The sequence below is a fragment of the Intestinimonas sp. RTP31139st1_F5_RTP31139_211217 genome (genome assembly GCF_040226735.1).
In the GTDB taxonomy this organism is placed as follows: Bacteria; Bacillota; Clostridia; order Oscillospirales; family Oscillospiraceae; genus Intestinimonas; species Intestinimonas butyriciproducens.
In genome coordinates this window covers 1-12285 of the sequence record NZ_JBCOAQ010000051.1, presented here as the reverse complement: position 1 = coordinate 12285, position 12285 = coordinate 1, and the positions used below count along the sequence as shown (strand labels likewise).

At 60.6% G+C, this 12285-nt stretch carries 14 protein-coding genes, 1 pseudogene and 1 riboswitch; all 15 genes and pseudogenes read right to left on the bottom strand.

The genetic code is table 11. From position 1 onward, the window contains the following. Positions 1 to 295 precede the first annotated feature (295 nt). Complete coding sequence (locus ABUA09_RS16895; RefSeq protein WP_033119377.1) at positions 296 to 892, bottom strand: ANTAR domain-containing response regulator; 597 nt, start codon at positions 890 to 892, stop codon at positions 296 to 298. A gap of 254 nt (positions 893 to 1146) precedes the next feature. Next, positions 1147 to 2121 carry an apurinic/apyrimidinic endonuclease family protein gene (locus ABUA09_RS16890; RefSeq protein ID WP_227152235.1) on the bottom strand — a complete coding sequence of 325 codons (975 nt, stop codon included), beginning with the start codon at positions 2119 to 2121 and terminating at the stop codon, positions 1147 to 1149. A gap of 304 nt (positions 2122 to 2425) precedes the next feature. Then, positions 2426 to 2612, bottom strand: a riboswitch (cobalamin riboswitch). 133 nt (positions 2613 to 2745) lie between these two features. Then, positions 2746 to 3186, bottom strand: a complete 441-nt coding sequence (locus tag ABUA09_RS16885) for a EutQ-related cupin domain-containing protein (RefSeq protein WP_033119378.1) — start codon at positions 3184 to 3186, stop codon at positions 2746 to 2748. Positions 3187 to 3219: 33 nt separating this feature from the next. Further along, positions 3220 to 4449, bottom strand: coding sequence for an ethanolamine utilization protein EutH (locus ABUA09_RS16880; RefSeq protein ID WP_033119379.1), 1230 nt, complete (start codon positions 4447 to 4449; stop codon positions 3220 to 3222). Positions 4450 to 4509: 60 nt separating this feature from the next. After that, positions 4510 to 5061 carry a BMC domain-containing protein gene (locus tag ABUA09_RS16875; protein ID WP_033119380.1) on the bottom strand — a complete coding sequence of 184 codons (552 nt, stop codon included), beginning with the start codon at positions 5059 to 5061 and terminating at the stop codon, positions 4510 to 4512. Positions 5062 to 5066: 5 nt separating this feature from the next. Continuing rightward, entirely contained in the window at positions 5067 to 6416 is a 1350-nt protein-coding gene (locus ABUA09_RS16870) for a 4Fe-4S dicluster domain-containing protein (RefSeq protein WP_208319940.1), read from the bottom strand. Between the two features lie 25 nt (positions 6417 to 6441). Beyond that, positions 6442 to 6726, bottom strand: a complete 285-nt coding sequence (locus tag ABUA09_RS16865) for a EutN/CcmL family microcompartment protein (protein ID WP_033119382.1) — start codon at positions 6724 to 6726, stop codon at positions 6442 to 6444. Between the two features lie 75 nt (positions 6727 to 6801). Then, a complete protein-coding gene (locus ABUA09_RS16860) occupies positions 6802 to 7557 on the bottom strand; it encodes a hypothetical protein (protein WP_033119383.1) in 756 nt (251 codons plus the stop codon). 25 nt (positions 7558 to 7582) lie between these two features. Further along, positions 7583 to 8401: an ethanolamine utilization protein EutJ gene (gene eutJ / locus ABUA09_RS16855; RefSeq protein ID WP_075704324.1), complete on the bottom strand. Its 819-nt coding sequence runs from the start codon at positions 8399 to 8401 to the stop codon at positions 7583 to 7585. A 32-nt stretch (positions 8402 to 8433) separates the two neighbouring features. Beyond that, positions 8434 to 9249 carry a cobalamin adenosyltransferase family protein gene (locus ABUA09_RS16850; RefSeq protein ID WP_227152234.1) on the bottom strand — a complete coding sequence of 272 codons (816 nt, stop codon included), beginning with the start codon at positions 9247 to 9249 and terminating at the stop codon, positions 8434 to 8436. A 38-nt stretch (positions 9250 to 9287) separates the two neighbouring features. Continuing rightward, on the bottom strand, positions 9288 to 9572 hold the full coding sequence (gene eutM, locus ABUA09_RS16845; protein ID WP_033119323.1) for an ethanolamine utilization microcompartment protein EutM: 285 nt from the start codon (positions 9570 to 9572) through the stop codon (positions 9288 to 9290). 110 nt (positions 9573 to 9682) lie between these two features. Next, positions 9683 to 9970 (bottom strand): BMC domain-containing protein, encoded by a 288-nt coding sequence (locus tag ABUA09_RS16840; protein ID WP_033119324.1) that lies wholly within the window; start codon positions 9968 to 9970, stop codon positions 9683 to 9685. Between the two features lie 29 nt (positions 9971 to 9999). Then, positions 10000 to 11484 (bottom strand): acetaldehyde dehydrogenase (acetylating), encoded by a 1485-nt coding sequence (locus ABUA09_RS16835; RefSeq protein ID WP_349949550.1) that lies wholly within the window; start codon positions 11482 to 11484, stop codon positions 10000 to 10002. A 63-nt stretch (positions 11485 to 11547) separates the two neighbouring features. After that, positions 11548 to 12126 carry a BMC domain-containing protein gene (locus tag ABUA09_RS18350; protein WP_033119325.1) on the bottom strand — a complete coding sequence of 193 codons (579 nt, stop codon included), beginning with the start codon at positions 12124 to 12126 and terminating at the stop codon, positions 11548 to 11550. A gap of 64 nt (positions 12127 to 12190) precedes the next feature. Further along, a pseudogene (locus ABUA09_RS16825) lies at positions 12191 to 12285 on the bottom strand (ethanolamine utilization microcompartment protein EutL); the annotation flags it as partial.

Sequence of the window (12285 nt, the reverse complement as noted above, 5' to 3'; positions counted from 1 at the left end):
ATAGGTCACATCATCACAGTCGGACGTGACCAGGGCCAGGGACTTCTCGCCAGGCAGAAGGCCCAGCTCCTTGGCCAGATCGGCGGCCACATTGGGAATGATCTTGGTCGCCAGGACGCTTGCTCTTACAGGATCCCGCTTCATATTTGTTTCCTCCTCATCGTAACGACCCGGGCTCTGTTTGAAAACCGGGGAAGGGTCATACGGACGGTGGTTTTCCCCCGCCCAAGCATGTCGTTTTCGATCGACACCCTGTCGAACCTGAACATAGAGCTCTCCCTGGCCAGCAGACCGCTCACTGCTCCGGACTGGCCCCGGGCAGTGCGGTGAAAAGCTCCGCGATTTTCAAAAGAGGCATCCGCTTCTCCTCCGCCACCCTCCGCAGAAAGTCCAGCGCATCCCCCGCATTGAGCTTCTCCCGCTCCATGACGGCACATTTGGCCCGCTCCAGCGTCCGGTGCTCACTGATCTGCCGTTCGACTTCGGCACAGTCCTGCCGGATGCGCTCCATGGCTCTGTTCCGCGCCAGAGCTGCGGCCAACCCCGGCAGTAGCTGTTTTTCCGTCACCGGCTTTACCAGATAACCTCCCGCTCCCAGATCTCTGGCTGCGGACACCAGCCTTTCGTCCGACCGCCCTGTCACAAAGAAGACCAGCTCCGCCAAATGCTCCTTTCGCAGGTAGGCGGCCGCCGAAAGGCCATCCAGATAGCGCAGGGGGATATCCAGAAAGACCGTCTCCGGCCGAAGCGCCTCACAGAGCTGGACCAGCTCCACGCCGTCGTTGGCTTCTCCGGCGACCGTATATCCGCCCCGCTCCAAAATCCCCCGCAGTCTCCCGCGGTCCTCCGCGCTGCTGTCTGCCAGGACAACATAGTTTCCCTTTGCCTGCATATTCCACCACACATCCCCCAAGGGGCCTTTCAACAACAAAAAAAGCGCACTCAAACACCGGACGGGTGCTCAAGACGCTTCCGCACATCTCGCATAACAGGCAGATCCGCTCTTTCGCGTGACCCGCTTGACGTTATTTGAATTATACACAAACCTTGGGCTCTTGTCAATGTTTCTTAGGCCTTTTGCCGGGAATTTTCCCAGTGGAAGAGGGACGCACCCGCGTGCGCCCCTCCCCCAACGGACTTTCTTTTCTAAAGAACGCCCAGAGCCCGGCTTTGGATCTCCAACCGCTTGTCCCGCTCCGCACGGTTCGCCGCAGAGAGCTCATGTACCAGCCATTCCGGAGCGATCCTTTCCACCAGCGCCCGTACGGCGGGGGTGGTCCATGGGCGATGGGTATCGATGCTCAGGATATGCTGATAACTCTGGCAGAACTGCTCCGCATAGTCCACCGGCCAGGGGTCCGGCAGGCTGCCTGTGTGGGCCTTTACATAGGCGCCGCTGAGGCTCTGGTGGAGGTGGATTCCCCGGACCATGCTCCCCAGCCCGCCGTGCTCCTCCAGCATTCGGCTGACCCAGTCCGCCCCTTCCTCCTGTGTCCTGAGCTCCAGGTTCGCATTCATCAAATGGCCGGTATCCAGCATAATGCCCTTATTCTCATACTGAATGCCATCCAGCAGGCGCCTGGTAAGCGCCGGCATTGTGAAGGTGAAGCCCGGCCACCACTGGTTCTCCACTAGGAAGGCCAGTGTAAGATTTCGGCCCGAAAGCAGCGTGTTGATGACCTCCAGCGCCGCGTCGACGACCTCCTGATGGTTGTGCTCCCAACGATAGGTATAGCCCTCCTCCACGGACACATCCGAGACGTGGAAGACCACATACTCGGCCCCCCACTGCACCGCACGGTCGAGATCCTCGGAATAGAGCTTCAACAGGGTGTCCGGCCCCTCCGGTCCGCCGTAAAAGGAGGTCCATGCGGTCGCGCTCCCAAACTTGCGGGTCAGCGCCCTCCGGTCCGCCCGCCAGAAATCCAGCCAGTCCGGGAAGAAGGTCAGATGGTATCCCACATGGAGATGCTCCGGGATGTTCTCCGGCAGGTCTTCCCCGCCCCAGATCACCTCCAGCCCGTCGCAATCAAAGTGTCGGCAAGCTGCCTCCAAGCTCCTGGTCGATGGATACTCCGCCAGCGTTCCAGCGGTCATCGGCATACTGATCAACTTTTTCAACCAAACGCCTCCTTTCTCTCACATGAACTGAAAAAAAGCCGTGGGACACCCCCTACGTCGGAGCGCCCCACGGTCTTCCCACAGGTGGATATTCCTGGTATGGGCGGGCCCCGCAGTGGCAGCTACGGGCCCGCGTCCTTCTTCGGATCGCCATACCAGTCCAAAGGGAGGTGAAGAAGCCACCTGACACGTCACATAAGGAGTGAGCGCCGACAACAAAAAAGCCGTATCCTCTAACAAGGATACAGCAATAGCCCTGTGGAAGTGACACAGGGGCTGCACCCTCCTAAGCGCGAGGAGGTTTCTCGTGCGCCATACACAGGCAGGTATTCTGACTTAGGTGTCAAACGCGCTCCCCGCCTTCCCAGAGTTCTCACTCCAGTGACATCTTGGGGGTCCGCTTCACCAATACAGCAACGGCTTTGTGCGGGATTCTCACCCGACTTCCCTTTTGAGCAAATGGGATCAGCACCTGCGTACCACTTATGATTCAGTTGTCAGCTTGGCTGATTTTATTATAATCTCCTCTTCAACCCCTGTCAAGGGGAAAAGGAAAAATCTGAAAGACAATATCCCCCCGCCGCCCAATGGGCGGCGGGGGGATGGGAAGGAGGTCCCGCTTCCTTACTGCCAGTCGGCAGGGAACACGGTATAGGCGTATTTGGCGTGATCGGGGGTGCTGAAATGGATATGGCTACCCTTGGGGATGTAGATGACGTCTCCGGCATCTCCGCCTACCACACGCCCGTCGATCTTGATCTCCAGACGGCCTTCCAGCACGATGTCCCACTCGTCATAGGTCAGGGTCCACTCGAAGTCGGCTCCGTCGGTGAGCTCCATGATGCCGCAACCCATGCGGGGCGCCTCTTCCAGAGTGGCCACATCCTTGAGCTTGACGTCGTTCCGCCCCTCAAAGGGCTCCAGCTTCACGGTGGAGGTCTTGACGCTGAGTACGCCGCTGGGATCCACGTGCTTCTCAAAGCCACAGCCGCAGGAGGACGCGGCGGCCGTCTCCGAGAGGACCTTTTCCACGATGCTGCGGATGAGTTCTTCACTTACATTCATAGCGATTCCTTACCTTTCCAGGCGGTCTTGTTGTCAGAACTTTACGTTCTCGATCTTAGCCAGCAGTTTGGGGGCCAGAATATTGGCCACGATAATGGCGGTAACACCAGCCACCAGCTTGCCCACGATCACAGGGAAGATCATGTCGGGGTTGTTGCCGGCGGTAAAGCCCAGGTGATCGCCGAACACAAAGGCGGCAGACACGGCGAAGGCCACGTTCAGCAGCTTGCCCTTCGGGTTCATCTCGCCCATGATGTTGAACATGGCGATGTTGTTGGCCAGGTTGGCCACCATGCCGGCAGAGCCCTGCTCGTTCATGCCCAGAGCGGCACCGATCTTCTCCAGGGGCTTGCCGAAGGTACGGGTGATCCACTCCACCATGGGGAACGCGCCGATGAGGACGATGGCGATCTGACCGCAGGTCAGCAGGCCGCTGTCCAGGCCACGGGAGCCGTCGGCGGGGTTCTCCACCATGATGTGGAACACAGGGAACATGATACCGGTGATTTGCTCGAACACCGCGATGGCGGTGAGGGCGGTGATCACGATGGTAACGCCGGTGCCGAACTTGTTAAAGCCGTTGATCATGGGGCCGGGGGCGAACCACAGGCCGAGGACGATCAGGGCCGCGATGATGATTACGGGGATCAGGTTCTGGATGATGGTGATGAAGTTGAGGTGATACTCTGGGGCCAGGGTATTCATCATCAGGCCGCCGACAATACAGCCGATGGGCACGGTGATGAGACCGGCCAGGACGCCGGCACCCAGATAGCCACGGTCTTCCTTCTTGATGATGCCCAGAGCCACGGGGATGGTAAACACGATGGTGGGGCCCATCATGGTGCCCAGAATCAGGCCGGCAAAGTTTCCAATGGCTACGTCGCCCTCGGCCAGCTGCATGGCCAGAGGATAACCGCCCATGTCACAGGCCAGCAGGGTGGTGGCGAACATGGCGGGGCTGGCTCCGAAGATGCCGTAAATGGGCTTCAGGATGGGGCCCAGCAGCATAGACAGCACCGGGGCGGCCGCCACAACGCCGGCCATGGACATGGCCAGAGGGCCCATGGCGTTGAAGCCTTCCTCAAACTTTTCGCCGTAACCCAGCTTGTTGCCGCAGATCTTATCGATGGCGCCCACGAGCATGAAGATCATCATGATCATCATGATCACGGAGTTGATGGAAATACCGGAGATCCATGCGGAAATACTCTCGGTAAAGACACTGGGGTCGGCAGCAGCAATCAGTTCACTAAAATCCATATTATGCTCCTTCTCCTTCTCTTGATGAATCGGTTTCGGAGGGCTGCCCCTCCGTTTTGCTTACAGCAGGGACTGGAACAGCTTAGGCGACGGCCTGGGGATGACCGTGGTGCCCACCAGGAGCTCCGCCTCCCGCTCCGCCGCGGCCACAGCCGCCCGGACCGCACCCACATCACCGGTCAGGGTCACATAGCCCTTGCCGCCGATGGCGTAGCCGATGCGGACCTCAATGAGGGTGATATTGGCCGCCTTGGCAGCCACATCGGCGGCCGTAATGGCGGAGGCCACAGAGTAAAACTCCAGAACGCCCACGGCGCCCGGCTTTTCTACCTGCGTGGTCATGCTGATGGCCTGAATGACCTGAGGGTGCACGTTGGGGAGGGTCAGGGTGTCCACCACGCACTCTCCGCCCCGCTTGATTCCCTCAGCCATGGAGGCTTTTACGTCGCCAGTGTCGCCGGCGATCAGGATCATGTACTTGCCAGGGCAGACGGTGGAGGAGCGGATGAGGTCCACCTGGGCCGCCTTCACCATGTAATCGCAGGTTTCGATGCCCCTGGCGATGCTGTTGAGTTCCACCATGCCGATGGCAAGTCTGCTGGCGTTTCCCATGCTTCTCACTCCTTCCGACCGCGGATGCGGGCGCCTTTTTCGGTGATCTCCTCCACCACGCCGGAAATGCTGGCGTGGATATTCGCAGACAGGCCTTCCGCCGCCTGCGCCAACAATTCGCCTTTCTCCACATGGTCGCCCGCTGCCTTTACCGGGATTGCGGGCTTCCCAATGTGCTGTGAGAAGGGGACGAACACTGTCTCTGGGTGCAGTTCCTTACACGTATGGGCGTGGAGACCGTAATATTGGCTGAGGCCCAGACGAGCCACCAGCCGGTCCGTGGGCGTGTGCCGCTGATCCACAAACTCTCTTGCCTGCGGCTCCATGTTCCGCGGGACCTGGATACCACGGGAGCGGAGCTGCCCTTTGATGTACTGGTTCACTTTTCTCGGAGAGAGCCCCATGGGGCAGGCGAACATCTCACAAACGCCGCAGTCGCAGCAGTTTGCCGCATCTCCAAACGCCCGGAGATATTCCTCGTTGTCCTCCATCCTCTCCTCACGCCAGAGATTCCGCATCACCAGATTGGGGCGGATCTGGTGACCAATGAGGTAGCGGGGGCAGAGGTCGGTGCACATGCGGCACTGAATGCAGGCGCTTCTGGTCTGATGCCGGATGGCTGCCATAGGGAGTGCCGCCCGGCGGAACAAATAGTGGTCCTTGGGAAGGACAATGATATTGCCAGTAGTCTTGGTGACCACAGCCGCCTCAATGGCCGCCTGGTCCTCCAGAACCTTGCCCATCATGGGTCCGCCCAGGATCAAAGAATACGCGCCGATGGTCGGCTCTGCCGCCGCCACACACTCGGTAATGGCGGTGCCCACGGGAACGTGGAGCATGATGGGAGCCTTTACCTCGCCCACCACGGAGAGGAACTTATCGGTAACGTTTTTACCCTGCAGGGCGTCGAAGATATTGAGCAGGGTGCCCACGTTGTCCACTACGCATCCCACGTCCAGTGGGAGGCCCCGCTCCGGGACCGAGCGGCCCGTGACCTGCTGGACCATGGTCTGCTCGTCGCCTGCGGGATAGAAGGTCCCCATCTCAAATATCTCCACTTGGGCGCCCATGCGCCCGATGGCATCGGAAAGTGCGGCAATCTCAGCCCTATACTTTCCTTTCAATGCGATCACCGCCCGTTCGGCCCCCAGATGGGTGGCCACGGCGGCCACTGCGGCGATGATCTCGTCCGCATAGGTGCGGCACAGATATTTATCTGTCTCGATGAGAGGCTCGCACTCTGCGGCGTTGACCACAAAGCATTCGGCCTTGGCGTTCAGCTTGACGTGGGTGGGAAACCCAGCGCCGCCTGCGCCGACGATACCGGCTGCCTTGACTGCTTCGGTCAGATTCATGCTTTCACCGCCTTAATCCCTTACCTTAGTCCAAAATGCTGGAGTCGATCTCCTGGTCGTCCACGATACCCACCACAGTGGCGTCAACGGGGACCGCCATGTCCCCGGCCGCGCTCCGGGCCGAGCTTCCGCCGACGATGATGACCGTCTCGCCCACACCGGCGCCGATGATATCGGCGGCCACGATGGGCGTCTTGTCTTTGGAGCCGTCCAGGATATTGATGGGCTGCACGATGAGCAGCTTATAGCCGGCCAGCTTTTCCTCTTTGCGGGTAGCCCAGATGTTGCCGATGACTTTTGCGACTTTCATATGCTGTCCCCCTGTTTGACTGTTGGGCGGCCAGGCCCGGGAGAGCGCAGGGCGCTCTCCCGATCCCCGGCGTCATCACGCCTCGTCCTTGACGATGCTCATGCCGCGGTCTTTGGCGGCGTCCTTTGCAAGGGCGGTGATGATACATTTCTCGCTGATGCGGATACAGGTGACCCCGGCCATATTGGCCTCAATCAGATCCTTTTCGGTGAGTACCCGCTTGTCGATGCGCAGTTCCTTTTGCTCTGCGCACATCGGCGCCGAGCAGGCGCACTCCGGCACCGCAGGCGCTGCCGCCGGAACGGGGGCGGGTTCCGCCGCGCCGAGAATGACCTGTTCCAGGCTGGCCTGCGCACAGACGACCACGCCGGAGGCCACCAACAGATCCAGCTTCTGCTGCATCATATGATAGTAGGCAGCGGGTGCCGTCTCCTTGTACTGGTACAACTCCACCTCTTCGGTGGGAACGTAGACCTTTTTACCTGAGAGGATGGCTTGGGAGGCAAGACGGGTATATGCGCTGTCACAGGTGCCCGACGCCAGCTTACAAAGGGCGTCGCAGGTCAGGTTGAAGAGGATCACGGCCTCAAAGTTGTTCAAATCCACTTCATAGTGGTGCATGAGCGCGCAATCCGTGCTGTAGTGGGCTTTCAGGGCCTCGCTTTCCAGCATGGCATGGCAGGCTGTACCGTGATCCTGGGTGAGGATCAGCAGTCCTGGCTTGTCGCCGCAGTCACCGCACTCCCCACAATCGGCGCTGCCGCCTTCCGCTTCTGAAATCTTCTCGGCTACGCGCCGCAAGATCTCATCCACGATAGCATTATGATCCATGCCTTCCCCTCCTTTCTAAAAACATTCAGATTTTGCAGTTCATGGCGATACCCGCAGGCGTCACCAGGAACGGGTTTGCCGGCTTGATGGTCCTGATCCCCGTCTCTTTTTCGAAGATCTTTTCGATCCCCGTCAGACAACAGGTGCCGCCGCACAGATAGATGGCGTCGGTGTGTTCCTTATCGATATAGCGGTTCACAATGGACGCCATCTTCTCGACGACCGCCTTTACCACCGGCAGAATCTCCTTGTGGCGGGAATAATCCTGCTTGATGGCCTCGGCCTCCTGGAAGGGGACGTGGAAATTTCCCGCCAGTACCAAGGTGAGATGGGTGCCTCCGGTGGGCTCATCCTCAATCTGGACCACCTTACCGTCCTTCAGGATGGCAAGGCCGGTGGTCCCGCCGCCGATGTCCACCACCACGCCATCCTCGATCTGGTAGATCGAGTTGGCGGCGGAGGGCTCATCCAGGACGTTCGTGACCTCGAATCCGGCCCCCTCGGCCACATACTGGTGGGTCTTGACGCTGGACTCGGTGCCCGCAGGCATCGCGATGGCGCAGTTCATCAGCTCCGTGCCCAGGCGCTCCTCCAGCTTGGCCTTGAGTTCCTTGACGATGCGGAGCGCCCCGGAATAATCCACTACCACGCCGTCCCGCAGGACCTGAGCCGCCTGCTTCTCACAGGCGATCGGATTGTTCTCCTCATCCAGGACGACCATAACGATATAGGCCGTGCCAAGGTCCAGGCCCACCTTCAGCTTACTGCCGACAGGCTGGAAGGTCTTGGTCTCCGACTCCTCCACACGGGCCATATATGCGTTTACGCGGTCCAGATCCATCATGCTCTCGGCGCTCCTTTAATTGGGTTTTGAATTCAATTCTGATACTGCCCGGCCAGATAGCGGCACATCATGATGTGCATGGCGCTGGACATCCGGTTAAGCTCCTCGATGATATCGCCCCGGGTATATTTGGCGCCATCGTGGAAGGCCTCCGCCGCAGCCACCTCGGTCTCGCGTACCGCCGTGCGCAACTGATTGAGCAGTGCAAAGTCCTTACCCATGGTGTAATCGGGCAGCACCATGGCCTTGACCCCGAAGAAGCGCTTCGGGTCATGGGACTGTTCCCGCAGCTCCGCATGGGTGAGGCCGATCATCTTCTCCATCGTGAAGGGCTCATCCAGCACATCGCAGCGCATCATTTCCCGCAGGATGTTCAGCACGTCGTCCAGATCGTCGATCAGGGCCTGGCTGCCGCCGTGCTCGTGGATCTCCACCTGCGCGAGCACAAACAGGCTCTGCAGGGAGTCCAGCTTGCCCCGGAAGAGAATGCGGGGATGGTTTTTCACCACCAGTACATTCCCCACCAGATGGGTCATATGTTCCGGCTTCTCCATATAGAAGGCGCCGGTCTCATAGTCCACAAACTTGGGCTTGACCGCCTGGGGCTGGGGCGCGGGCGCCGATGTGGGCGCGGCCATCGTCACCTCGGGCATAGGTGGCACCTCGGTGGCGACGATGCGGGTCTTCTCCTGCTGTCCCGCCTTTACGATCTTGATTTTCCTGGACTGCAGATACTCCCGCGCAGCCGGGGTGAGGATCTTTCCCTCCGGAATGACATAGCACTCGGGCTCTGTGGCCCGCAGCTCACACCGCAGGGCATCCTCTGTGATACATTTCAAGCGCTTCACCCCCTCCGTCGGTTGGTTTATTTACAGCTTACGCTGTTTTACTTATCCAGGGAGGGGAGGATATACTCCACTTCCTCATGGGGACGGGGAATCACATGGACAGAGATCAGCTCGCCCACACGTTCGGCCGCGGCCGCGCCGGCGTCGGTGGCCGCCTTGACAGCTCCCACGTCCCCGCGGACCATCACGGTCACCAGACCGCCGCCCACGTGGACCTTGCCGATGAGGGTAACGTTGGCGGCCTTGACCATGGCGTCGGCCGCTTCGATAGAGGCCACGAGACCCTTGGTCTCGATCATGCCCAGAGCTTGCATTGTTGCCATATTCAGCACTCTCCTAAACTAGTCTCCTCCCCGCAGTCCGGGCGGGCCCCCGGGACCGGACTGCCGGTCCCGGGGCGCTTCCCCGCCGCGGGAGGGGATGGGAAAAATGGTTACTGCTTATCCAGGGAGGGGAGAATGTACTCCACTTCCTCGTGGGGACGGGGGATGACATGGACGGAAATGAGCTCGCCCACGCGCTCGGCCGCGGCTGCACCCGCGTCGGTGGCCGCCTTGACGGCGCCCACGTCCCCGCGGACCATCACGGTCACCAGACCGCCGCCCACATGGACCTTGCCGATGAGGGTGACGTTGGCGGCCTTGACCATGGCGTCGGCCGCCTCGATGGAAGAGACGAGACCCTTGGTCTCGATCATGCCCAGTGCCTGCTGAGTTGCCATATTAGTTTCCTCCTAAAAATATCTCGTACTTATGCGTTCTGGAGACGGGCCATGATGGCACGGACGATATCCTCCACGTCCGCCGTGCTCAAATCTCCGCCCCGGACGCGGCAGATGCCGTCAGAGCAGTCGGGCACACTGGCACGGATGTCCTCCAGTTCTTTGAGCCCATAGGCCACCTTGCGGGTATTGAGGAGCTGCATGGGCCCCACGTTCTCGGAAGTGGCGGAGCCGCCCACAGCGCCGCAGCCCAGGGTCAGCGCGGGCATGAGGCCGGTGGTGCCGCCGATGCCGCCAAGGGCGCTGGGGGTATTCACCATGATGCGGGAGGCGGGGACTCGCTTGGCAAAATAGTCCACCATCTCGTCGTTCTTGGTGTGCATGGAGAAGGTGTGGCCCGCGCCTTCATAGCGAAGGATGGTGCAGACCTTCTCGCATACGTCCTTGTAGTCGGTGCCCGTGTAGAAGGCCAGGATGGGGGCCAGCTTCTCATTGGAATAGGGATGTCCGCGGCCCACGCCGTCCTCAGCGGCCACCAGCACACGGGCGGTGGCGGGAACATCGGTGAGTCCCGCCAGCCTGGCAATGGTCTCCACGCTGCGGCCCACGATCTCGGGGTTCATGGTCCCGTTGGCGCGAAGGATGTATCTGCCCAGCTTTTCCCGCTCAGACTCATTGAGGAAGTAAGCGCCCTGCTTTTCCATCTCGGCCCGGACAGCGGGCACCATATCCTCGTCGCAGATAATGGACTGTTCGGAGGCGCAGATGGTGCCGTTGTCAAAGGTCTTGGAGTCCATAATGCGCTTGACCGCCAAGGGAAGATCACAGGTCTTCTCCAGATAGGCGGGCCCGTTGCCGGGGCCTACACCGATGGCGGGAGTGCCGGAGGAATAGGCCGCGCGCACCATAGCGGAGCCGCCGGTGGCCAGGATCATGGCCACATCACGGTGGCGCATCAGATTGTCGGTGGCCTCCATGGTGGGAATGGTGATACAGGACACCAGGTTCTCATTGCCGCCGGCCTCGGAGATGGCCTGACGGATCACCTTCACGGTCTCGGAGATGCACCGTAAGGCCGTGGGATGGGGGGAGAACACGATGGCGTTGCCCGCCTTGATGGCGATCTCCGCCTTATAAAGGGCAGTGGAAGTAGGATTGGTGGACGGGACCAGACCGGCGATGACGCCCACGGGAACGGCGATGGTGCGGACCTTCTTCTCCTCGTCCCGCTCCAACTCGCCGACGGTCTTCATGTCCTTGACGTACTCATAGACGCCCCAGCTGCCGAAGATGTTCTTGATGATCTTATCCTCGACCTTGCCGAACCCGGTGTCCTCATGAGCCATCTCCGCCAGGCGCCGGGCGTTGCGTACACCGGCGTCGGCAATGGCGCGGACAATGTGGTCCACCTGGGACTGGGACATATTGGCCAGTTCCTTTTGGGCCTCCTTTGCCGCCTCCACCAGCTCACGGACCTCCTGCATGGACAGCAGGTCTTTGTCGTAAAGCTGCATATAATCAACTCTCCTCTTCAGGGGGATGGGTCCGCGCGGCCTCAGCCGCGCATTCAGCGGATCTTATTGTCCCCGAAATTCTCGAATGGCCGCCACAAGCTCTTCTTTTTTTGCAAACCGGATCTCTTTGCGGGTCATATTGGTGATCCCTACGTTCCGAGCCGCCGCCCGGAGCTTCACCACCGGCATCGCCTCCAGCACCTCGTCCGTCAGGTCCGAGAGCTTCAGTTCCGCCGCTCCAGGCTCCGTCTCTTTCTTTACGGGCGCCGACTTCTCAGGAGCGCGATCCGCCTCCGGCTTGGCCGCAGGCGCCGCGCCGGGAGACCGTTTGACCTCCGGCTGCTTGGGGGGCTTGGGAGTGGGCGTGATCGGCGCGGGCGTCGACAGGATGCCCTCGAGCTCTTCGTGAGGTCTCGGGATGACGTGGATGGACACCAGTTCGCCAACCCGCTCCGCTGCGGCTGCTCCGGCATCGACGGCCGCCTTCACGGCGCCCACGTCGCCCCGGACCATGACGGTCACCAGGCCGCCGCCCACGTGCTCCTTGCACGTCAGGGTGACATTAGCCGCCTTGACCATGGCGTCGGCCGCCTCGATCGAGGCCACCAAGCCACGGGTTTCGATCATACCCAAAGCCTTCATTCAGTACCTCCATCTTTGGACCGCCGCAAAGCGGTCCTATCTTTTGAACATCAGGCGATGGGGTTTACTCGATGGGATTGTCGGCCACGAACTCCACCGCGGCGGCGAAGGCGTCGCAGGCGGACTTACAGGCGGACTGGCTGCCGGTCAGCAGGCCCC